Genomic DNA, 21473 nt, shown 5'->3' with positions numbered 1-21473 from the left:
GCTGAACGAAGCCGAAGCGCAACCACCGGTCGCTGAGCGAAGCCGAAGCGCAACCACCGGTCGCTGAGCGAAGCCGAAGCGCAACACCGGGGACCCTTCGGCTGCGCTCAGGGAACGAAAGGCTGCACTCAGGGACCGACAGTGCTCTCAGGGAGCGACCACCAGCCACTCGCGAGCTGCTGTCTCGAGGGCGGCGACGCCCGTGTCGAGGGTCGGCTGCAGCACCGGCGCGAAGTAGGGCGAGTGGTTCGACGGGATGTCCATTTCGACACGTCCCGCCGCCACGGCTTTGGCGAACTGTTGCGGATCGCTGCCGCCGATCAGCCAGTAGACCAGCGGCACTCCTGCAGCGGTGGCGAGTTGGCCGACGTCTTCGCTGCCGGACACGGCCCCCGGGTCGACGACGTTCTCCGCACCGAAGCGCTCTCGGAACGCGGCCATGACGCGCTGCGTCGCATCCGAATCGTTGACAAGGGCGTCGAATGCGTCGGTGTGCGTGATCTCGGGCTTGACCAAGGCGCCGGATGCCGCGGCCTCCGCCTCGACAATGCGCGTGATTGCAGCAAGCACATGATCGCGCACCAGCGGGTCGTAGCTGCGCACGTTGATGCCGAGCGTCGCATCCGGGCCGATGATGTTGACCTTCGAACCGGCGTGCATGGTCCCAACGGTGACAACGGCAGAATCGGCCGGAGCGACCTCCCGAGAGACAATGCCTTGCAGGCGCATCACGGTTGCAGCGGCCATCAGCACGGGATCGACCGTCGTCTCCGGGCGCGATCCGTGGCCGCCCTGGCCGATCAGCCGGACGCTGACGTTGTTGGTCGCAGCGAAGGCCGGTCCCTCATGCGCGCCCAGCTGGCCGGCGGGGAACGGCGTCACGTGCTGGCCGAGCACCACGTCAGGCTTCGGCACCCGGTCGTACAGGCCGTCCGCGAGCATCTGAAGGGCGCCGCTGCCGAGCTCCTCGGCCGGCTGGAAGAGCGCCACCACCGTGCCGGACCATTCCGCGCGGGTGCCGACGAGCCGCTCGACGGCACCGAGCAGGCACGCGACGTGCACATCGTGGCCGCACGCGTGCATCACCGGAACATCGTGGCCATCTGGATCGATGCCTCTGGCCGTACTGGCGTAGTCGAGGCCTGTCGCTTCCTCAACCGGGAGGCCGTCCATGTCCGCACGCAGCAGAACCGTCGGCCCCTCGCCGTTCTCGAGCACCCCGACGACGCCGGTGCCCGCGATGCCCGTCGTGACGGTCAGGCCGAGAGCGGTGAGGCTGTCTGCGACGATGCCGGCGGTTCGGTGCTCGTCATAGGAGAGCTCTGGATTTCGGTGCAAGTCTGTGTAGACGGCTTCGAGGTCGATGGTCATGAAAACAGCGTACGCACATGGGTCTCGATACACGTATTCGCCCTTCGGCTCCGCTCAGGGACCGAAGCTCATGCGCTACTCGACCAACGAACGGGCCGACTGCCCAGCCCGGTGATCGAGTAGCGAGCGCCAGCGAGTGTATCGAGATCTCCTGAGCCGAAAAACAGAGGTCTCGATATGCGTGCTCGTTCCTCGCGCGCTACTCGACCACCGGGGGCGGAGGCGGAGGCGCAGTCGTATTCCCGCGATGGAATATAGTCGTAAAACCAACCGGTTCCGGATGCTCCCCCGCCAGCAGCATCAGCACCGCGCGACCGGCCGCGCGGCCTTTCTCCTGCGCGGGCTGCACCATCGTCGTGAGGTCGTATGGCCACAATCCGTCTACACGCACGCCGTCGAAGCCGAGCACGCTCAATTCGTCCGGCACCACGATTCCCAGTTCTTCGGCGGCGCGGATCACTCCGGCAGCCAGCAGGTCACTCTGCGCGACGATCGCGGTTGGCCGCTGCTCGACCGGCACGTTCAACAGGCTGCGCGCGGCCAGCCGTCCTTCCTCGACCCGGCTTCCCGCCGTGATGACCGCAGGGGCATCGGGGAACACGTCACGCGCCCCGGTCAGCCGCTCAAGCGACGTGGCGACCGTGCTCGCGGCGATACGCTCGGGCGTTACCGGCCCGCGCGATCGCCACCGATCGAACGGCAGCGTGACGATCGCAACCCGCGTGTGCCCGAGGTCGCGGAGGTGCTCCACGCCGAAGCGGGTTGCTTCCCGGTTATCTTGGGTGATCTGGAGCACCCCGTCGCCGGGATCACCCTCAATGGCGACGATCGGAATCCCCCGCGAGCGCAGTGTGGCCAGCGACTCCGAATAGCGTGGGCTGCAGCCCAGCAACACGACGGCATCCATCGGCGCATCCGCGATCGTCACGGCGCCTTCTCCCTCAGTGGCCTCGGCCAGAATCAGCACGCCCGCGTCGATCGTGCCGAATTCCTCGGCCAGGCCGTCGAGCATGGCGATGCGGATCGGGTCGCGGAATGCCTCGCTCACGCGCTCCTCCATCACGACGCCGACGATTCCCGAGCGCCCGCGCCGCAACGATCGCGCGCGCGGATCCGGCCCGCCATAGTTCATTTCCTTGGCGGCGGTGAGCACGCGCTCACGAGTCGCCGCCGACACGGGCCCGGAACCACTGAACGCAAGTGATGCTGTCGAGGCCGAAACCCCCGCGCGAGCGGCAACCGCGGCAAGCGTCGGTCGCGCATCGTGGTCGGTCATGCTCTCGACTCCTCCATATTCGCCGTGGCCTGGTCCATCTTCGCGCTAGCCTGGCCCATCTTCGCGCTGGCCTGGCCCATCTTCGCGCTGGCCTGGTCCATCTTCGCGCTAACCTGGTCCATCGCGGTGTCCGCGTGGCCCACCGTCGCCGCCTCTCGCCTTGACCACGGTGGTCTGATTCGATAGCTTAGGCGCAACGACTTATCGAATCGATTCGATTCGTTGTTGATTCGATTCTGCCACCTCGACCCCGTACCCCTGGAACTTCTCACCATGACCGCACTCGCCAACCGGCCGACGCAGCCGCGCAGCCTCCACGAACTGCGCGTCTGGCGCAATGCGGTCTTCGTGATCTTCGTGCTCAGCGGTCTCGCGCTCGCCAGCTGGGTCGCGCGCATCCCCGGAGTGCGCGACGACCTGCAACTGACGACAGAGGGCGTCGGCCTGCTGCTGCTGTGCCTCTCCATCGGCGCGATCCTCGGCCTTTCCGTCTCGGCGCCGATCTTGGCTCGGCTCGGAGCGCGTCGTGGAATCCTGTGCGGTCTCGGCCTGGTTGCGCTCGGAATGGTCTTGATCGGCATCGGCACCACGATCGTTCCGTTGATCCCACTGGTAGCGATCGGCCTCGCCCTGCTCGGCTTCGGCAACGGCGCCGTCGACGTGATGATGAACGTCGAAGCGGCGACGGTCGAGCGTCAACTCGGCAAGACGATCATGCCGCTGATGCACGCCTGCTTCAGCCTGGGCACCGTCATCGGTGCGGGAATCGGTGCCGCGGCGGCTGGGTTGAACATCCCGGTCGCCTGGCACCTGTTCGCAATGGCCGCGCTGCTGGTCGTCGCGACCCTCGCCGCGACACGGTTCATCCCGCGCGTTCACGAACTGGGTGACGATGAAACGCCAGCCGAGAAACTCGGATGGCGCGCTCGCCTCGCCGACAACCTCTCCGTCTGGCGCGACTGGCGTCTGATCCTGATCGGCGTTGTCATGCTCGGCATGGCATTCACGGAAGGCTCCGCGAACGACTGGATCGCCCTGGCCACCGTCGATGGGCACCACCAGGACAACGCCACCGGCGCGCTCGTGTTCGGCGTCTTTGTGGCCGCGATGACGGTGGGGCGTGTGGTTGGCGGGCCACTCGTCGACCGAATCGGCCGGGTCTGGGCTATTCGCATCACCGCAGCGATGGGTGTCGCCGGGCTGCTGATGTTCATTCTGGGCGGGCCATTGTGGCTGGTCATCATCGGCACTGTGCTCTGGGGTATCGGCTGCTCGCTCGGCTTCCCACTTGGGATGTCCGCAGCGGCAGACGACCCGCAGCACGCCGCCGCCCGGGTGAGTGCTGTCGCGATGATCGGATATTGCGCGTTCCTGGTTGGTCCGCCGCTGATCGGGTTCCTCGGCCAGCACTTCGGCATTCTCAACGCACTATTCGTCATTTTCGTGCTCCTGGTGGCCTCGGGCCTGTGCGCAAGCGCTGTGCGAGAGCACTCCGGCCCACGCGCGCGTCCCAGCGCGGGCGCGAAGGCGAAGACGCGGGATCACTCGCACGTAGGTTAGCCTCGAGAAGTGCGTCTGGTAATTGCGAAGTGCTCCGTCGACTACGCCGGTCGGCTCAGCGCGCACTTGCCCCTGGCCACGCGGTTGCTTATGGTGAAGGCCGATGGCAGCCTGCTGGTGCACTCGGACGGTGGTTCCTACAAGCCACTGAACTGGATGAGCCCGCCGTGCACGCTGGTCGTTGCGGAGCCTGATCCCGATCAAGCGGATGCCGGCGTCACCGAGCTCTGGACGGTCACCAACACCAAAACCTCGGACAAGCTCATCGTGTCGATCAACGAGGTGCTGCACGATTCCGCTCACGAACTCGGGATCGACCCCGGGCTCGTCAAGGATGGCGTCGAAGCTCACCTGCAGAAACTGCTCGCCGAACAGATCGGGCTACTGGGCGAAGGCCACACCCTCGTACGCCGCGAATACATGACGGCGATCGGCCCTGTCGACATTCTGGCCCGCGACGGCTCAGGGCATTCCGTTGCCGTTGAACTCAAGCGCCGTGGCGACATCGACGGCGTCGAGCAACTCACTCGCTACCTCGAACTGATGAATCGTGACCCGCTGCTCGCCCCGGTTGCCGGTGTGTTCGCCGCGCAGGAGATCAAGCCGCAGGCGCGCACTCTGGCCGAGGACCGCGGCATCCGCTGTCTCGTGCTCGATTACGACGCCATGCGCGGTTTGGACGACACGGATTCCAGACTGTTCTAATGAGCGCAGTCTAGTGAAACCATCCGCACGCTTTCCGCACAGCTATGTCAACACCGGTGTGGAATTTGCGATCCAGGGTGTCTACGCCTCCCAGAGCGAAGACGCACTGCCGGCATTGCTGCACGCGGCGCTTTCGGGCGGCCTCGTTGTCGACATCACGGGGTCGACGCAGGAGAGCGGGCCGCGGGCGCGCACGCTGGTTTCCAGCGATGGCCACGGCGTGCTCCCTCTGTTCACCTCGATGAAGGCACTCGAAGAAGCGGTCGGAACCAGTGCCCCTGGCACTATGGTTCAAGCAACGATCCTGCCGGCGAGGGAAGCCCTCGCATTGGTGCAAACACCTGACATTGCGGCCGTGCAATTCAATCCGGGTCCGTTCGGTCTGGTGGTCGCTCGAGCGCACATCGAAATGGCCCTGGGCGTGCATTCAGCAGAAGATACGTAGTATGGGAAGGCTATGAATAACCCGAATACAACCTTGACCCGAACCTGGACCTGTGTTCTCTTCGACCTGGACGGCACGCTGACTGACTCCGCTCCGGGCATCACATCGTCTTTGACACAGACCTTCACGACGCTCGGACTGCCGGTTCCAGATGAAGCCGGCCTGCTGGCCTACGTCGGTCCTCCCCTGCTCGAGTCGTTCCGCACGTTCGCCGGAATGAGCGAACTCGAAGCCTTGAATGCCCTCACCGTCTACCGTGATGCCGCCGTCAGCCGCGACCTGCACGACAATGCAGTGTTTCCCGGCATTGTCGGCCTTCTGCGCAGCCTGAGCGAGGCTGGCATTCCGGTCGCCGTCGCGACGAGCAAGCCGGAGTCCCGCGCGATACGCATCCTGGAACACTTCGGCATTGCCGATTACTTCCAGGTGATCGCGGGTGCATCTGAGGACGAATCACGCAGCACCAAGACGGATGTCGTCGCGTACGCGCTCGATCGCCTTCGGGATCTCGACGTGGACCTATCGCGGGCTGTGCTCGTCGGCGACCGCTCGCACGACGTCGAAGGCGCAACGGCCAACGGCATTCCGACAATTCTCGTCGAGTGGGGCTACGGCTCGCCCGCTGAGGCGGATGGCGCCATGGCGATCGTGCATTCCGCGGACCAGCTGCGCAAGCTGCTACTCGGCTGAACATCGGCAGTCCGGCAAGCCGCATCGAAAGCGTGCGTGATTGCTCTGTGTGTTATAGCTCCGCGCGTGTTTACCAGGAGCTTGTTGGCCCTGCGCGTGCTCGCCCTGCGCGTGCTCGCCCTGCGCGCGCTCGCCCTGCGCGCGCTCATCCTGCGCCGGTTCGTCCGGCGCTCGCCTGTTCTTCGCCGGTTCGTCCGGCGCGCGTTCGCCGCCAGGCGGCTTTGCTGCGCATCCGGATCGGGGTCTGGTTCGGGTCGATGTTTGCCGGTGGGATCATCCAGTAGGCGGAGCCCTCCCGCCGGATCTTCCACCCCTGATTGTGGACTCGCATATGGCTGAAACGGCACAGTAACACGCCGTCAGCGATATCGGTGCGGCCGTGATCAGCATGCCATTCGTCTGTGTGATGAGCCTCGGCATAAGAGGGAGGCTGGTCACAGAACGGGTCCATGCATCCGCCGTCTCGGTATGCCATCGCGACCTTGTGTTTCGCGGTGAATAGGCGCTGTTCTCGGCCCACGTCCAATGGGTTGCCGGAGCTGTCGACGGTGATCTGGCGGGTGCCGACGTCGCACAGCATCCGTTCCAGCATCGCCGGGGGGACCGCTTCACCCGTATCTTCCAGAAACCCGATTCCGGTCAAGTTGCCGTCCTGATCGTGTTTGTTCAGTTCGTCTTGGGCCACGATCACCCGAAGGCCGGGCTGGCGGGTGCCGAACGCCGTGGTCGGGTCGGCGATTGCTCCGGCACGCAGGGTATCCATGATCAGGTCGAAGACCAGCTGTTCGTTGGTGCGCGGATCGTTCACCAATTCTTCTGCACGTGCCCGCTCGGCAGCATCCACGAACCGCGGCCCGCCTCTGCGCGGTCGCATTCCCGCAGAGACGATCGAATCGATCCACGCGCCGGACTCGTCGTCGAACTGGACCCATGCCGTGCGCGCGCCTGAGCTGTTGCGGCCGAACCGCCACACCCGGTCTTCATAGTGCTTCTCGAACCGTTCCGTCACCCCGACGGGGTCGATCTGATCGCGCATCTGCCGTGCCAGCTTGCCCAGCTCGTCCGCATTCAGCGCCAGGCTTGCAGACATCTTCGAGCCGGCACTGGGTCGCTCCGCTGCGAGCTGCGCCGCATACTGCAGAAGTTGCGTGACGCCACCGCGCATCGTCTCGGCATCGCAGTGGTCGCACGGCTCGCCCATCCCGCGGATTATTGCGGCAGCACCATCGGAGGTCAGCGCGTGTTCCGCCACCGCCCGGGTGACCGGCTCGAACCACGGAAGCGCCGGCGACGACGGCCCGCACGAGCCGGCCAGCAGCGGATCCTTCAGCCGACCATCTTTCGGGTCGGGCGCGCCACCAACGCCGTCATCGGTGCCGAAACCTTCGCCGTCGCCGGCGCACTTGCCGGCCTCGAACGCTCGCGCGGCGGCATCCACCTCTGCCATGGCCTCACCCAGACGCACCTGCCGTGCAGCCTCACTCCGGGAAGACCCGGTGATTGCCTGAATCACGGCCGTCGCAGACCGGTAACCCTTGCGGGCCGCCAACCCCGAATAACCCAGATCGCGCTCGGAGCGCTTTGCGACCACCCCGGCGCCGGCCGCGATCACCGCATCGGTCTCCGACCGCAATGTTGCCGCCGCGGATAGCAGTCGCTGTAAGCCGACCTCATCCAGGCTGTCGACCACGGCCGGCAGAGAGCCGCCCGACCCACCAGAGACCGCTGAGGTCTGGGCGGTGTCCAGAACAGCACAGACGTCCAACACGCTCTGCTTCAGCTGCTCGGATATCGAAATCATGATCATATTCTATCACGACAATCGAAGATATATTCGACTCGGTCAAAATCTAAATAACACAACTCGACAGGGTGTGCGCCCAATTTAGAGCGGGCAGCCCGCCTGTAAAAGGGGCAATGCAACCGTCGCTCGGGCGTTCCGCCGCGACGCGCGCCGATCTCCGAAGGATCATCAGTCGTATCTATATTCGGCTAGAGTTGAACCGCTATCGCGGAGACAGCGGCCCTGTTGGAACCCCGCGGCCGTGCGGATGGGGTCAGGCACGCGGGGTCAGACGCACGGGGTCAGACGCGCGGGGCCAGACGCGCGGGGTCAGACGCGCGGGGTCAGACGCGCGTGAACACTCCGAGCCCCTCAGCGTGCCCAGTGTTCAGCGGCTCGAGCGCGAGCGTGGTCGGACCGGCCCCCACCGTGAAGGTCGCGGCCGAGATTCCGGCGGCGTTTTCGCCGATCGGCTCGTACGAGTAGGTCGCGCCGTCCCAGTGCGTCAACGGGTATCGCACCTGCTTCGCGCCCATCGTGAGCACCAGCGCATCGCCGTCTGCGATCACAGCGGCCGGCCCGTAGAGGTCGTTCGTGTATTTTCCGACCACGGCGGATGCCGGCGGCGCGGCACTCGGGGAGGCCGGCTTCGTCTTGCCTGCCAGTTCGCTCGGGTTCTCATAGCCGGGTGCGAACTGGTAGTCATGGAAGAGCCGGTACCAGTCGGCGCGCACGTCGCCCGTCTCGACAATGTCGAAGAAACTGCGGGTGACGGCCTCGACCAGTCCGATCGCCATGCCGTTGCCGAGCACGACGATGCCGAGCTTCTCGGCCGGCATCATCATATAGTTCGTGCCCGCACCGATGGCGAACTGGCCGGAGTGGCTGAGAACGACGCGCCCGGAGGCATCCGGACTTGTACCGATGCCATATCCGTACATGCCCGCGCGGGAGGCCGGCGTGCCGGGGGCTCCCGAGATCATGTGGGGAGATTGGATGGTTAGGATCTGTTTGGCGTCGATCACCTGCGTGCCATCGAACTTGCCTTCTGCCAATTGCAGGCGCAGCCACGCGGCCATGTCCTTCACGCTGCCGCTGACCCCACCGGCGGGGGCTTCTGGATCGGGGTCGCGCACGTACTTCGCCTCCCACTTCTTGCCGACGAGAACGTGACCGTATGCCCGTTTCGGCGAAGACTTGTACGCCGCCAACGTCGTGTTCGTCGACGACATCTTCAGCGGGTCGAAGAGGAATTCGTGGCAGAGGGCATCCCAGCTCATCCCCGCTGCGGCTGCCGTTGCCGCCGCGGCGGCAGTGAGTCCGAAGTTCGTGTATGCGTAGTGGGCGCGTATTGGCGCAAGCGGGTAATACTGCAATCGACTCAGGATGGCCGACTCGTCGTAGCCCAGATCCTCAACCAGGTCGCCCGCGTGGTCGGGGAGCCCGCTGCGGTGCGAGAACATGTCGGCCAGGGTGACGTTGTTGGTGGCGTATTCATCGGACAGTTTGAACGACTTCAGGTGCTTGATCACTGGGTCGTCCCACGCGACGATGCCCTTCTCGACAGCGGCCGCCATGACGGTGCCCGACAAGGACTTTGAGAGCGAGGCGAGCTGAAACACCGTGTCGGTGTCAACGGCGTCGTGCGTGCCGACCTTGCGCACTCCGAAACCCTTCGCGAAGACGATCTTGTCGTTGTGCACGACGGCTGCCGCCACACCGGGCATGCCCGTCTTCTTCATCAGATCCGTGATCAACGACTCCACGCGATCGACGGCCTTGTCGATGTTCGAAGCGTCGATCGGCAGATACGCAGCTTCGCTGGGAACTTTGACCTTGGGAAATGCGGACGCGGGAGGGTTCAACGCCTGCACCCCTAATGTGCCGCCGACACCAACGACGACACCTCCGGCGGCCGCCAAAGACGCCCCGAGAAAATTGCGACGTGCGACCTCTGCCACGAAAACCCCTAAGTGGCCGGCGCAGCCGAGAGCGCGGCGCTACGTTCCAAATGGAGCGGCGCGGGGCCTCTGGTCGCCGTTGGACCCTGTTCGAATATTAGAGGGAGATGTGTCAACGCTCCAAACCGCCATAGAGCATTTCTCAGCTTCGGTGGCAGCTCCCGACCGAGTTTCCCTCGCCCTGTTATCGCGCCAGGCGCTCGACCACCGCACCGAACAGCCGCGGTGCCGCCGAGGATGCCGGCACGATCTTCGAGCGCAACCCAGAGCGCCCGGCCGCGACGAGGCCACTGGTCAGCACTCGGAAGTCCCGCGTAACCCGCACCCACTCCCGCTCGTAGCGGCGCAGGTCGCCCGCGCGGACGGCGCGCACCGCTGCATCTGCCTGGGCGAAACCGACGCGCAAACCCTCGCCGGTGAGCGCGTCGACATAACCGGATGCGTCGCCCGTCAGCAGGACACGACCGGCGGTGCGTGCTGCCGAACGTTGGCGTAGCGGACCGGCCCCGCGCACGGGTCCGTCTACCGCAGCACCGCTCAGCCGCGCGCCGAGCTCAGGGATCCTGGAAAGTTCCGCGTCGAAATCGGCACCGACAGGACCCAGCAGAGCGACGCCGACGAGTTGAGCGCCGACCGGGGTCACGTACGCCTCGACCCGATCGGACCAGTGCACCTCGACGAAGTCGCTCCACGGTTGGGTTCGAAAGTGCCGACGCAGACCGAACCGGCGCTGTGACCTCTGCTGTGGCGCGGCAGCCAGCCCGACCAGCTGCCGCACGGTCGAATGCAGCCCGTCGCAGCCGACCAGCCAATCCGCGCGAATCCGGTCGAGGCCGGGGCCCGACACGGTGACGCCGTTCGCATCCTGCACTAGGTGCTCAACGCGACCGGTGATGCGACCCACGCCGAGCGCATCCGCCCGCTCGGCCAACGCGCGATGCAATTCAATCCGTCGCACCCCTCGCCCCGGGCCGTTCGTGAACACGTGCTCTGCGCGCGTCGCGCCTTGCAGATAGCGGATGCCGCGGAAGTCCATGCCTGCCGGGCGCACTCCGAGCAGCTCGAGGGCGCGAACGGCGCCGGGCATGAGTCCCTCACCGCAGGCCTTGTCGATCGGGGTTGGGCGCGGTTCGATGATCGCAACGTCAAAACCGAACGCGCGTGCGCGAATGGCCGCGACAAGACCGACTGGACCTCCGCCGACGATGAGAATTTCGACATCCGAGAGGAGTTCGGCGTCCGGCGCGCGCACGCTACGCTCCGGCCGCTCGAGTCGTCGCAAGCGCCCGCTCCTCGGTCGGGATGCGCACCGCCAGCAACAGAATTGCGTTCAGCACAGTGAATACGATGGCCGTGATCCACGCTGTATGTACGAGCGGCAGAGCAATGCCTTCGACGACGACCGCGACGTAATTCGGGTGGCGCAGCCAGCGATACGGGCCGCGCGTAACCAGGGGAAGGCCCGGCACGACGATCACCCTGGTGTTCCAACGCGGACCGAGCACGGTGATGCACCACCAGCGCAGCGCTTGGCTGGCCATGACAAGTGCGAGTGCCGGCCAGCCGAGCCAGGGAAGGAAGGGTCGGTCACCGAACCAGACTTCGGCAAAGCACGCGAACAACAGGCCGACGTGCAAGGCGACCATCGGCGGGAAATGCCACCTGCCGTACTCGATGCCGCCGCGAGCGAACGACCAACGGGCGTTGCGACTCGAGACGATTAGCTCAGCTATTCGTTCGACGCCGGTGGCCAGCAGAAGAGCGGTGTACCAGATCATGCGGGTGCCTCCGCGGGCACCGGTGGAGCGGCAGCGGTGGTTGAGGAGCGAGCGCCAGCGAGCGTCTCGATCACTTGTGGAACGGCGCCGGTGGTTGAGGAGCGAGCGCCAGCGAGCGTCTCGAAACCATTGCCCTCGACAGCGTATTGTCCCGGTTTCGAGACGCGCTGCTCGCTGCGCTCTCGGCGCTCCCCAACCAACGGTGCGGCAGGCCAGCGCAGCAGCACCAACTCCGCGGTGACCCCGGGGCCGAGGGCGAACAGCAGGCCGTTTGTTCCGGCTGTAGGGGTGCTGACCGCAGCGGTGCTGCCTGCCGGGGTGCCCGCCATCACATCCGCCAGCACGTGCAGCACGGCTGCCGAGGAGAGGTTGCCTTCCGCGGCCATGGTCCGCCAACTCGGTGCGAGCGCGTCATCAGGCAATTCGAGCGCGGCCGCGAACGCCTCGAGCACCTTCGGTCCGCCGGGATGTGCCATCCAGACGTCGATGTCGTCCAGACCGAGCTCGTGGTCGGCGACGAGCTTCAGCGCGTCCGCAGCGAAGCTGTGCTCGATCACGCTCGGCACCCCTGCTCCGAGCACGATCTTGAAGCCGGTGCCGCCGATGTCCCAACCGAGCACGTCGCCGGTGCCCGGATACAGCGCGCTACGGCTGCCAAGCACATCAGGCCCCGTGGCAGCCAGGCTGCGAGCACGCTCGTCGCCGACCATCACCACGGCAGCTGCCCCGTCGCCGAAGAGCCCGCTTGCGACGAGATTGGCCATCGAATCGTCGCCGCGTTGCACGGTCAGCGAGCAGAGTTCCACCGAAACCAACACGGCGACGTCATCCGGATGCCCTTGAAGATAATCATGCGCTCGCGCGATCCCCGCCGCTCCCGCCACGCAGCCGAGGCCGAACGACGGCATCCGTTTGAGGTCGGAACGCATGCCCAGCCGCGCAGCGAGCACGGCGTCGAGGGAGGGGGCTGCGACTCCCGTGACTGTCGTGAAAAGCAGGTAGTCGACATCCGTTGCGGCCAGTCCGGAAGCGGCGAGTGCGTTACGAATCGCGCGCTCGGCGAGGTCGGCTCCCGCCGACATGAACAGTTCGTTCGTCTCATGGAACGGCCCGAGGTCGATATATTCCTCGAGCGGCATGACAAGGTGACGCGTGTCGACCCGACATGACGCGTGCAGCCGTCGCATCAGAGACTGACGGGCCGGATCGGCCGTGATGAACGGAAGCAGTGCCTCGACGATCTCGCTCTGCGCGTAGCGATGCAACGGGAGGGCAGGGGCAACCGCCACAATACGGGACACGGTGGCAACGTATCACGCGCCACCGGTTGATAAACTCCGAATGCGGTCCCAGGAGTGCCGTCGTAAGAAGGCAGGTGCGACATGACGCCAGGTGAACCCGGTCAGGCAGCTGCGGCATCCGCAGGTTCGATCGTCGTCGGGATTGCCCCCGACGAGGCGGCGAGGGTCCTGCTGGAAGCAGCCCGGTTCGCGCGTGAGCTCGGCACCGAGCTCGTCTGCGCGCATGTGGACGCTGCCCGCTATCCGATCGAAGTGCGCGAAGACGGCACTGTTTCATCCATGCCTCTGGACCCCGAGGTTCCCGACGTGCGCGACGAGACGGTCGACCCCTCGCTGGCGCGCCACGTGCTCGACACGCTCGCCGGTGCCGATGCCGGTGTGGGCGCCGATGCCGGTCTGCGCGTGCGCTTCTTCGCACTTGCCGGCGACCCTGCTCAGGCGCTCGGCCGGCTGGCGGAGTCGCTGGATGCACGGGCGATCGTCGTCGGCACTCGGCATCCGGGCGTTCGAGCGGGTCTCGAAGAGTTCTTCACCGGCTCGATCGCGGTGCGACTCGCCCACCGGCAGAGCCGGCCCGTCATCGTGATCCCGCTGCAGCCGCATCCGACGGCGGCGCCGTGGGAGTTGGAGGAGTGAGCCGGCAGAATCCACCGGCAATGGCGGGGCCGGAGGCGCGCCCGCTCTATCTGCGCCCGCGGTACATCCTCCTCGTAGGAATCGGCGGGGCCGCGGGAACGCTCGCCCGCTATCTGATCAGCCTCGTCATGCCCGAGGCATTCGGACTCCCTTGGCCGACGCTGACCGTGAACCTGATCGGGGCGTTTCTGCTCGGGATGCTGTTAGAGGGGCTCGCCCGTCGAGGACACGATGAAGGGCGCCGCCGGATGTTGCGCCTGCTACTCGGCACCGGATTCATGGGCGGCTTCACCACCTACAGTTCTCTCGCCGTCGAGACTGAGCAACTGTTGCGCGCGGGGCGGGTGTGGGAGGCGATCGGATACGGCTTGATCACCGTTGTCATCGGGCTGCTCGCCGCGTTCTTCGGCATGTGGATCGCGGCGGTGCACCATCGCTCGGCTGTGCGACGCGACGGCGACCGGCACGGCGGCCCGAATGCCGAGCCTGCCTCGTGATCGCGTTGTTGGCCGCGGCCGGCGGCGTCGGCGCGATCGCGCGCTTCATGTTGGATGGGATGCTGCGCAACCGACTGCGCACCGTTCTGCCGCTGGGCACGATAATCATCAACGTGTCCGGCTCGCTCCTGCTGGGCTTTCTCACCGGCCTCGTGCTGTTCGCGGGGACGCCTGATGGCTGGCGCGTCGTGGTCGGCACCGGCTTTCTCGGCGGCTACACCACGTTCAGCACGGCCAGCGTTGAGACCGCGCGCTTGGTCCAAGAGCGACGCTGGCTCCTTGCACTCATCAATGCCTTCGGGATGCTGGTGCTCGCGGTCCTCGCCGCTGCCGCCGGCGTCGGCTTCGCCTCGCTGCTCCACTGACTTCGCTGGCGCGAGCGCAGCGCTGCAGTCCCGCTGGTCGAGTAGCGCGCGAGCGCAGCGAGCACGCGTATCGAGACCACAGTGAGCCGATCCGCGCAAGCCCGGATACGGGTCGATACGGGTCTCGATACTCTCGCTGGCGCTCGCTACTCGACCACCGTCCTTACCGCTCGACCACCATCTTTGCCCGACCACCGCAGTTCGCCGCGCGTAACGGATGTCAGCGGGCGGCGACCTCCGCGCCCGCGTGGGCGGGCATCCGCAGTGCTTCGATCATCGGGTAGAGCATGACAAGTGCGACGACGATGAACGACCAACGGTAGCCAAGGTCGATGCGGCCTGGGTCGACGACCTGGGCAGCAGCCGTCGTCACGCGCACGATCAATGCGGCAACCGCAATGCCGAGCCCGATCGCGATCTGCTGCATCGTCGATGCCAACGTGTTTGCGCCGGACGTGAGTTCTGGCGGCACGTCCGCGAATTGGATCGAGTTGTAGCCGCTGAAGCCGATCGACCGGAACACTCCACTCGCCCCCAGGGCCAGTGCGATCCAGACCAGTGACGTCGACGGTTCGATGAACGCGCACGCCGCGAACACGATGGCACCGCAGAGCGAACTGCCTGCGATAACCGCCCGAAAGCCGAAGCGTCGGATCAGCGGACTCGTCGCCGGCTTGATCGCCACGTTGCCGACGAAGATCGCCATCACGAGCACGCCCGCCTTCGTCGCACTCCAGCCGAAGCCGGACTGGAACATCAGCGTGAACATGAACGGTGCCGCACCGATCAGAAGCCGGTACATGCCTCCGCCGACATTCCCGACGCGGAATGTGTGGATGCGCAGTGCCCGAAAATCAAGAAGCGGATGCTTCGCCCGGCTGATTCGAGCCACTGCGGCCGCTCCTACCACAAGAAATACTGCAAGCAGCGCGGTCACCGATAGCCAGTCGGTCGGCGCGGCGCCGACCAGGTCCATGCCGAGCACGAGTGCGGCGAGGCTGAGACCGACCAGGAGAAAGCCTGACCAGTCGAGCGCATGAACGACCCGCTCCGCTGTCGACGGAACCACGCGCAGGGCGACGATGAACGCAGCGATTCCGATCGGAATGTTGATCAGGAAGATCCAGTGCCAACTGGCGAAGTCGGTGAGGACCCCGCCGAGTGCCGGCGCGATCACGGGCGCAATGAGAGCCGGCCAGGTGAGGTAAGCCATCGCATCCAGTAGGTCTCGTTTTTCGACGGTGCGCAGCACGGCGAGGCGACCGACCGGCACCATCATGGCCCCGCCGATACCCTGCAGCACGCGCATCGCGCAGAGCATGGGCAGGTTCGTGCTGGCCGCACACAGCGCCGATGCCACCGTGAAGATGACGATTGCGATCGCGAAGATGCGCCGATCGCCGAAACGGTCGGCGAGCCATCCGCTCACCGGAATGCCGACGGCGAGCGTCAGCAGGTAGGACGTCATGGCGAGGTTGATGTCGACCGCGCGCACGCCGAAATCTAGAGCCATCACCGGCGCGGCGGTCTGGATGATCGTGCCGTCGAGGATCTCCATAAAGAAGGTGCTCGCGACCAGCAGTGCGAGGGCGCGGTTGAGCGTCTTCGAGCGGGGCCTCATCGGGCCTCGAAATGGGTCTTGATACGGGTCTTGATACGGGTCTCGATACGGGTCTCGATACGGGTCTCGATACGCTCGTTCCTCGCTACTCGACCACCGGCGCTTGCTACTCGACCACCGGCGCTTGCTCCTCGACCACCGTGGGCGTGAGCTTTTCTGCCTCGGCCAGCAGCACGCAGGTGCACAGGCCGTCGACGGCCTCGCGCAACTCGTCCAGCGAGGGGAAGGTCGGCGCGATGCGGATGTTCGCATCGGCCGGATCCTTGCGGTGCGGATACGTCGACCCGGCCGGCGTGACCGCGATGCCCGACCGCGCGGCGAGTTCAATCGCGCGCGCGGCGCATCCGTCTGCCACCATCAGGCTCACGAAGTAGCCGCCCTTCGGGTCGGTCCAATCGCCGGCGCCGTACGGGGCAAGCCGAGAAGCGAGGATCTCGGCGACGGCCGCGAATTTGGGTTCGAGCAAGTCACGGTGCTTGCGCATGTGTGCGATCAGGCCGGCTTCGTCGCGCAACAGGCGCACGTGTCGCAGCTGGTTGACCTTGTCCGGCCCGATCGACTGCGCGCGCATCTGCTCGAGCAACCAGGCCACGTTCTCCTCGGATGCCCCGAAGAATGAAACGCCGGATCCCGGGTAGGTCACCTTCGACGTGGAGGCGAAGATGAATGGACGGTTCGGGTTGCCGGCCTCTGCGGCGAGCGCGAGCACGTCGATCGGTGCAGGCACGTCGTCGGTGAGGTGGTGAACGGCATACGCGTTGTCCCAGAACAGGCGGAAGTCCGGGGCCGCAGCAGGCAGCGAGACGAGCGCGCGCGCGACGTCCTCGCTGTACACGATGCCGGTCGGGTTCCCATAGACCGGCACGCACCACATGCCCTTGATCGACGAGTCCGTCGCGAGAAGTCGCGCAACCGTCTCGAGGTCGGGGCCGTCATCGTTCAACGGGACCGGAATCATCCGGATGCCGAACACCTCGGTGATCGTGAAGTGGCGGTCGTAGCCGGGCACCGGGCAGAGGAAGCTGACGGCGTCTTCCTTGCCCCACGGGCGCTCGCCGTCGGGCACGCCGTGCAGGAGTGCTTGAGCGACCGTGTCGTGCATCACGGTAAGGCTCGAGTTGCCGAGTGCCAGCAGTTGAGCGACCGGAACGCGGAGCACGTTCGCGAAAATTGCACGCAACTCGGGCAAGCCCTGCGCGCCGCCGTAGTTGCGCAAGTCGGTGCCCGCTGCGTCGCGGTAGTCGTCCTCGCCGGGAAGGCGCAGCAGCGCGTTCGACAGGTCGAGCTGTGCGGGCGAGGGCTTTCCGCGCGTCAAGTCGAGCTTCAGTCCGCGAGCGACGAGCGCGTCATAATTGCGCTGAAATGCCGCGTGGATGTCGCGCAGCTCCTCGGCGCTGCGCTTTGCCAACGGAATGTATGGTGGCGTACCGGTTTCGCGTATTGTCACGGGCTCCATGGTAGTCGCGCACGTGCCGGTGGACTCTCTGTAGATAATTATCTACAGAGAGGTATGGTAGGGCTATGAAAACGACTGAATCACCAACGGAACGGACAATGAGCGTCGGCCAGCTTCGCCAGAATCCTGCACCGATGGTTCACGATGTCGAAGATGGACGTTCCTGGGTGTTGACCAACCACGGCCGCGCGTTCGCTCGAGTCGTGCCATACGCCCGCGAGTCGTGGGTGCCTGTCGGCGAGGTGACGGAACTGCTGAACACGGCGACCGATCCGGAATGGCTTGCCGAACTCGAGGCGGACCGCGCCGCATCCGAACTCCGTGATCCGTGGTCCGAATGAGGGCGATCCTCGATACGAACATGCTGATCTCGGGCGAGTTCCGTGCGCCTGAGGGCGTCACCGAGTTGGCCGTGACGTCGATCTCTTACGCCGAGCTGCAATTTGGGATTACCGCGACCGCGGATCGTGCGGAGCAGCAGGTTCGTCGTCGATTGCGGCTTGAGGCAGTCACCGCGCGGTTCGGAGACGGGCTCCCGTTCGACGATCAGGCTGCGCTGGGTTATGGCCACATCACGGAACTAGTTCGCCTCGCGGGGAGGTGCCCGCGTGGCCGCATTCCCGACCTGATGATCGCGGCGATAGCCCTCAGCCACGGCGCTGCACTGATCACACGTCACGGCAAGGACTTCGCCGGGGTCGATCGGATCGTGCAGGTGCTGCGCGCGTAGGCGCCACGGGCGCTGTCGGTGTCGGTGTCGGTGTCGCGCCGGCGATAGCGAGGTGCGGCGGCGATGTCAGGGATGCGGGCCGACTGTCACAAGGGTGATTGTGTCGGACTCGGGACCGTAGCACCACCACAGGCGCCATGCTCCCGGCGTGCTGTTCTCGACGTAGACCTCCCAGATATCTTCGCCGTTCGGTCCCGTCAGAGTGCGGTACTTGTGGGCATTCAGACCAGGATGCCGAGGACCGATGTCGCGCAGCATCCGGATTGCTTTGAGTACCTTCCTGTGCTTGGCAGTATTGCTCTTTGCGACTTGAGTCAGCTGCTTGTCGAACTCGGGGGCGGTGAGGATGCGGAAGGGCGGCGCAGCCATCCTCACTCGTCGCCGTCGCGGTCGTCGCCGTCGCTGTCGCCTGTGGCGTCGCCGAGAGCATCAAGCGCGTCATTCAAAGCGAGGTTTGGGTGGGCGAGGCCGGCCGCGGCCTCAGCAGTTCCGGTCAGAATGCTCGTGCGCAAGTCCGCGTTCTCCCAGACAAGCAGCTCTCGCTTGGGGATCGTAACGACGGGTGTCAAGATAATCGTTCCATCGGATTCTACGGTCGCTTGGAACTCATCGCTCGGGTGCACGCCGAGGCGACCGACGGGCAAGCGAGTGCGGTCGTCCGCCGTGAGCCGAACTGTTGTGACTGCCATACGTTCGAGTCTAGCCGCTTCGGGGCAGATGGGTAACGCCCACCTTTAGATGAGATGTACGCAGCACATGCCGCGCTCGAAAAGTGGCTACTTTCGCTCGGCGATCGCCTTCACATTCTTCACGAGGCTGTCCCACATGCCCTTCGAGTGCTCGGCTGCCTCGGCGCTCGCGTTGTTGTCCTGCGATAGCGTCAGCTCTGTCGCGCCCGCCCCGCTCTCCAGTGTCCAGGTCAGCGTGTGGTAGTTCTCGGGCACGTCATCCTGACCGCTCAATGGGCTGAAATGGGTGTTGACGAGTCGCCGTCCGCGTTCGAACTCGAGGATCACACCCTTGTCCGCGTAGTCCTTGCCGTTCCACACACCGCGCCAGAGGATCGGTCCGCCGACCGTCCAATCGGTCTCGACTTCTGTGCCGAACATGAATTCCTTGATCGCGACAGGGTCGGTGAGCACGACCCACACGCGATCTGCCGACGCATCGATCGTGATTGTCGACGTCGCCACATAATTTCCGGTCATTGCCTTCTCCGTTTCGAACGTGGTGGCGCCGGCCTCGCCTGGCCCAGACACTACTCGGATGCCGTCGCTTACACCTTGAAAAATCGCGACAGAACCAGCTGGCTTCTGCCGGAGCGTTTCCGGTTCAGTTCTTTTCGATCAATTCGAGCAGGCGGGTGGTCGTGCGCCAACTTCGCACGGTCATCTGCTGGAATACGGGCATGCCGAAGAGGCGGGTGATGCGGGTCTTGGATGCCTGTGCTGCCGTGCGCGAGAAGTAGAGCGCGCCGGGGCCGGGCGAAATCGAGTCAACGCCCTCACGCAGCTCTGGCATCTGCGCGATCACCCCGACCGCGGTGAGTGGCTGTTTGAGGAAGAACACGTCGCTACGTAGCTCCTTGGAGCCGTGGTCGGCGGGCGCTGCTGCGATCGTCGCGGCAAGCTCAACTCGCGATCGGACAATGGTAGGGATCGGGGTGTCGAACCGCTGCTGCAGCAATCGCTCGAGTGCATCCTCCAGACCTGCAGCGCTCGGTGAGTCCGATGCGAACATGACATTGCCGCTCTGAATGTAGGTATGAACTCCCTCGTATCCGGCTGTGCGGAAGCAGTCGGCGAGGGCCTGCATGCTAATCAGGTTCTTGCCGCCGACGTTGATCCCGCGCAGGAGGGCAACGTATTCAGCCATCACCGAACGATGGCGGCGACTGCACCGATTTCGACGAGCGCGCCGGGGACGCCGAGCCCTGCGACTCGAGCCGCCGTCACCAAGGCGGGCTCGTCCGAAGCCAGATCGGACGCGATCGCTTTATACCCCGCTGTAATGTCAACTCCGTCGACGAACAGCACCGTCCACTGCACAACGTCTTCGATAGTCGCGCCGGCGGCGGCCAGCGCAATCCTGACATTCTCCAGAGCGCGAGTGGACTGTTCCGCCACGTCGCCTTCGCCAACGAGTGCGCCATTGGCTGCAACTGAGTTCTGACCGCCAACATAGATCGTGGTGGCACCGGGCGACACAACGGCGACGTGGCTGAACGCTGGACTGTGGACAAGCCCCTCGGGGCGAATACGTTCAATAGGCATACCTCACGATGGCATGGACTACCGACATCAGCTATCGTGCCAGCCAGTCGCGATACGCCCCCAAACGGAACAGTCCGCCGCCGCGGCAATACCGCCGTTCGTGCGGGCAACACGTTGTGCCCGTTGCGGCCGCGCAACAGCGGGCGAGGTGGTAGAACGTGAGGCATGACCGACCACACATCCGAGCAACGCATCACAGCCGCCAGCCGCGAGATCGCCGCTCCGGCCGCTGCCATTTTCGAACTCATCGCGGACCCGGCGCAACAGCCACGCTGGGACGGCAACGACAATCTCGCTCAGGCCGAACCCGGTCAGCGCATACACGCGGTCGGTGACATCTTCGTCATGACGCTCACCGGCGGAAGCGTGCGCGAGAACCACATCGTCGAGTTCGAGGAAGGGCGCCGGATCGCGTGGATGCCGGCAGAACCCGGCAAAGACCGTCCAGGTCATCTTTGGCGGTGGGAACTGGAAGAGCTGGAGCCCGGCCGAACCCTTGTCACGCACACCTACGACTGGAGTGACTTGACCGACCAGTCCCGCTTCAAGCGCGCACGCGGCACCACATCGGAGCGGCTGATGGCATCTGTCGAGCGGTTGGCCGCGCTGGCAGAACACACTGAAACTCCCCTGTAGCCGCCGCACGCCGCATGGGAACATTTCGCACATCCAACCGAGTACGAAAAGTGCCCGTGGGACACTGTTCAGGTGGTCACCGAACATGCTCTGTTGCCCGTAATTCCCGGCAGGGAAGGTGCGTCTGAGATTGCTTTTAGCGAAGCCCGGCGATCATCAGGTCAATGCCAGGATGCCGACACGTGCCACTGTCTCGTTCGATTGAAGCTCCAAGCGCCTATCTGCTGCTTGTTGATTGGGAGAACCTAGACGACCACATGGTCGGATTCCGACAGTCCGAGCAGTACGAAAAATGGCACACCCTCCTCCACCATTTCTATGAGCCGTTCCCGGTCGTCGAGCACTATCAAGCTGTCCTATAAGCCGAACGGCTTACGGGACGCATCAGA

General features: G+C 65.2%; 26 protein-coding genes. 11 read left to right on the top strand and 15 right to left on the bottom strand.

The window, feature by feature from the left end:
• Positions 1–147 precede the first annotated feature (147 nt).
• The 3 genes from QU604_RS00560 to QU604_RS00550 form a co-directional block, all read right to left on the bottom strand.
• A complete protein-coding gene (locus tag QU604_RS00560) occupies positions 148–1371 on the bottom strand; it encodes an amidohydrolase (protein WP_308466853.1) in 1224 nt (407 codons plus the stop codon).
• A gap of 199 nt (positions 1372–1570) precedes the next feature.
• The gene (locus QU604_RS00555) at positions 1571–2647 is read right to left on the bottom strand and encodes a LacI family DNA-binding transcriptional regulator (RefSeq protein ID WP_308466852.1); all 1077 of its coding nucleotides are present in this window, start codon (positions 2645–2647) and stop codon (positions 1571–1573) included.
• Positions 2644–2790: a hypothetical protein gene (locus QU604_RS00550; protein ID WP_308466851.1), complete on the bottom strand. Its 147-nt coding sequence runs from the start codon at positions 2788–2790 to the stop codon at positions 2644–2646. Before QU604_RS00550 ends, QU604_RS00555 begins: the two co-directional genes overlap by 4 nt.
• A 130-nt stretch (positions 2791–2920) precedes the next feature.
• Here QU604_RS00550 and QU604_RS00545 point away from each other — a divergent pair, with 130 nt between their 5' ends.
• The 4 genes from QU604_RS00545 to QU604_RS00530 are packed head-to-tail and all read left to right on the top strand — an operon-like array spanning position 2921 to position 6047.
• Positions 2921–4207 (top strand): MFS transporter, encoded by a 1287-nt coding sequence (locus QU604_RS00545; protein ID WP_308466850.1) that lies wholly within the window; start codon positions 2921–2923, stop codon positions 4205–4207.
• A 9-nt stretch (positions 4208–4216) separates the two neighbouring features.
• Positions 4217–4912 carry an endonuclease NucS gene (gene nucS, locus QU604_RS00540; RefSeq protein ID WP_308466849.1) on the top strand — a complete coding sequence of 232 codons (696 nt, stop codon included), beginning with the start codon at positions 4217–4219 and terminating at the stop codon, positions 4910–4912.
• Positions 4913–4925: 13 nt separating this feature from the next.
• Complete coding sequence (locus tag QU604_RS00535) at positions 4926–5357, top strand: SseB family protein (RefSeq protein ID WP_308466848.1); 432 nt, start codon at positions 4926–4928, stop codon at positions 5355–5357.
• A gap of 12 nt (positions 5358–5369) precedes the next feature.
• Positions 5370–6047 (top strand): HAD hydrolase-like protein, encoded by a 678-nt coding sequence (locus tag QU604_RS00530; RefSeq protein ID WP_308466847.1) that lies wholly within the window; start codon positions 5370–5372, stop codon positions 6045–6047.
• A gap of 145 nt (positions 6048–6192) precedes the next feature.
• Here QU604_RS00530 and QU604_RS00525 read toward each other — a convergent pair whose 3' ends face one another.
• The 5 genes from QU604_RS00525 to QU604_RS00505 form a co-directional block, all read right to left on the bottom strand.
• Positions 6193–7848: a DUF222 domain-containing protein gene (locus tag QU604_RS00525; protein ID WP_308466846.1), complete on the bottom strand. Its 1656-nt coding sequence runs from the start codon at positions 7846–7848 to the stop codon at positions 6193–6195.
• Positions 7849–8174: 326 nt separating this feature from the next.
• Positions 8175–9791: a serine hydrolase gene (locus QU604_RS00520; RefSeq protein WP_308466845.1), complete on the bottom strand. Its 1617-nt coding sequence runs from the start codon at positions 9789–9791 to the stop codon at positions 8175–8177.
• Positions 9792–9975: 184 nt separating this feature from the next.
• Complete coding sequence (locus QU604_RS00515; protein WP_308466844.1) at positions 9976–11043, bottom strand: NAD(P)/FAD-dependent oxidoreductase; 1068 nt, start codon at positions 11041–11043, stop codon at positions 9976–9978.
• Between the two features lies 1 nt (position 11044).
• Positions 11045–11569 (bottom strand): isoprenylcysteine carboxyl methyltransferase family protein, encoded by a 525-nt coding sequence (locus tag QU604_RS00510; RefSeq protein ID WP_308466843.1) that lies wholly within the window; start codon positions 11567–11569, stop codon positions 11045–11047.
• Positions 11566–12870: a type III polyketide synthase gene (locus QU604_RS00505; protein WP_308466842.1), complete on the bottom strand. Its 1305-nt coding sequence runs from the start codon at positions 12868–12870 to the stop codon at positions 11566–11568. Before QU604_RS00505 ends, QU604_RS00510 begins: the two co-directional genes overlap by 4 nt.
• Positions 12871–12951: 81 nt before the next feature.
• Here QU604_RS00505 and QU604_RS00500 point away from each other — a divergent pair, with 81 nt between their 5' ends.
• Genes QU604_RS00500 through crcB (QU604_RS00490) form a run of 3 tightly spaced genes read left to right on the top strand, consistent with a single transcriptional unit; the run spans position 12952 to position 14368 of the window.
• Entirely contained in the window at positions 12952–13506 is a 555-nt protein-coding gene (locus tag QU604_RS00500) for a universal stress protein (protein ID WP_308466841.1), read from the top strand.
• A 20-nt stretch (positions 13507–13526) separates the two neighbouring features.
• The gene (gene crcB / locus QU604_RS00495; RefSeq protein WP_308466840.1) at positions 13527–14003 is read left to right on the top strand and encodes a fluoride efflux transporter CrcB; all 477 of its coding nucleotides are present in this window, start codon (positions 13527–13529) and stop codon (positions 14001–14003) included.
• Positions 14000–14368 carry a fluoride efflux transporter CrcB gene (gene crcB, locus QU604_RS00490; protein ID WP_308466839.1) on the top strand — a complete coding sequence of 123 codons (369 nt, stop codon included), beginning with the start codon at positions 14000–14002 and terminating at the stop codon, positions 14366–14368. Before crcB (QU604_RS00495) ends, crcB (QU604_RS00490) begins: the two co-directional genes overlap by 4 nt.
• A gap of 220 nt (positions 14369–14588) precedes the next feature.
• Here the strand turns inward: crcB (QU604_RS00490) and QU604_RS00485 are convergent, their stop codons facing one another.
• Positions 14589–15989, bottom strand: coding sequence for an MFS transporter (locus QU604_RS00485; RefSeq protein WP_308466838.1), 1401 nt, complete (start codon positions 15987–15989; stop codon positions 14589–14591).
• A 106-nt stretch (positions 15990–16095) separates the two neighbouring features.
• On the bottom strand, positions 16096–17445 hold the full coding sequence (locus QU604_RS00480; RefSeq protein WP_409349985.1) for an aspartate aminotransferase type Ic: 1350 nt from the start codon (positions 17443–17445) through the stop codon (positions 16096–16098).
• A gap of 65 nt (positions 17446–17510) precedes the next feature.
• On the opposite strand from QU604_RS00480, the gene QU604_RS00475 reads away from it, so the two are divergent.
• Positions 17511–17786 carry a type II toxin-antitoxin system Phd/YefM family antitoxin gene (locus tag QU604_RS00475; protein WP_308466836.1) on the top strand — a complete coding sequence of 92 codons (276 nt, stop codon included), beginning with the start codon at positions 17511–17513 and terminating at the stop codon, positions 17784–17786.
• Positions 17783–18175 carry a PIN domain-containing protein gene (locus QU604_RS00470; RefSeq protein WP_308466835.1) on the top strand — a complete coding sequence of 131 codons (393 nt, stop codon included), beginning with the start codon at positions 17783–17785 and terminating at the stop codon, positions 18173–18175. The genes QU604_RS00475 and QU604_RS00470 overlap by 4 nt, the downstream gene beginning before the upstream one ends.
• 66 nt (positions 18176–18241) lie before the next feature.
• Here the strand turns inward: QU604_RS00470 and QU604_RS00465 are convergent, their stop codons facing one another.
• The 5 genes from QU604_RS00465 to QU604_RS00445 form a co-directional block, all read right to left on the bottom strand.
• On the bottom strand, positions 18242–18544 hold the full coding sequence (locus QU604_RS00465) for a hypothetical protein (protein ID WP_308466834.1): 303 nt from the start codon (positions 18542–18544) through the stop codon (positions 18242–18244).
• Positions 18545–18546: 2 nt separating this feature from the next.
• Positions 18547–18864, bottom strand: a complete 318-nt coding sequence (locus QU604_RS00460; RefSeq protein WP_308466833.1) for a hypothetical protein — start codon at positions 18862–18864, stop codon at positions 18547–18549.
• Between the two features lie 87 nt (positions 18865–18951).
• Positions 18952–19383, bottom strand: a complete 432-nt coding sequence (locus QU604_RS00455) for an SRPBCC domain-containing protein (protein ID WP_308466832.1) — start codon at positions 19381–19383, stop codon at positions 18952–18954.
• A gap of 124 nt (positions 19384–19507) precedes the next feature.
• A complete protein-coding gene (locus tag QU604_RS00450; RefSeq protein ID WP_308466831.1) occupies positions 19508–20050 on the bottom strand; it encodes a DUF1697 domain-containing protein in 543 nt (180 codons plus the stop codon).
• Positions 20050–20448, bottom strand: coding sequence for a RidA family protein (locus tag QU604_RS00445; protein WP_308466830.1), 399 nt, complete (start codon positions 20446–20448; stop codon positions 20050–20052). Before QU604_RS00445 ends, QU604_RS00450 begins: the two co-directional genes overlap by 1 nt.
• A 165-nt stretch (positions 20449–20613) precedes the next feature.
• On the opposite strand from QU604_RS00445, the gene QU604_RS00440 reads away from it, so the two are divergent.
• Complete coding sequence (locus tag QU604_RS00440) at positions 20614–21084, top strand: SRPBCC family protein (RefSeq protein ID WP_308466829.1); 471 nt, start codon at positions 20614–20616, stop codon at positions 21082–21084.
• A gap of 164 nt (positions 21085–21248) precedes the next feature.
• The gene (locus tag QU604_RS00435) at positions 21249–21446 is read left to right on the top strand and encodes an antibiotic biosynthesis monooxygenase family protein (protein ID WP_308466828.1); all 198 of its coding nucleotides are present in this window, start codon (positions 21249–21251) and stop codon (positions 21444–21446) included.
• Positions 21447–21473 lie beyond the last annotated feature (27 nt).

The organism is Rathayibacter sp. SW19 (assembly GCF_030866825.1).
Taxonomy (GTDB): Bacteria; Actinomycetota; Actinomycetes; order Actinomycetales; family Microbacteriaceae; genus Rathayibacter_A; species Rathayibacter_A soli.
This window is presented reverse-complemented; position numbering and strand designations above follow the sequence as displayed.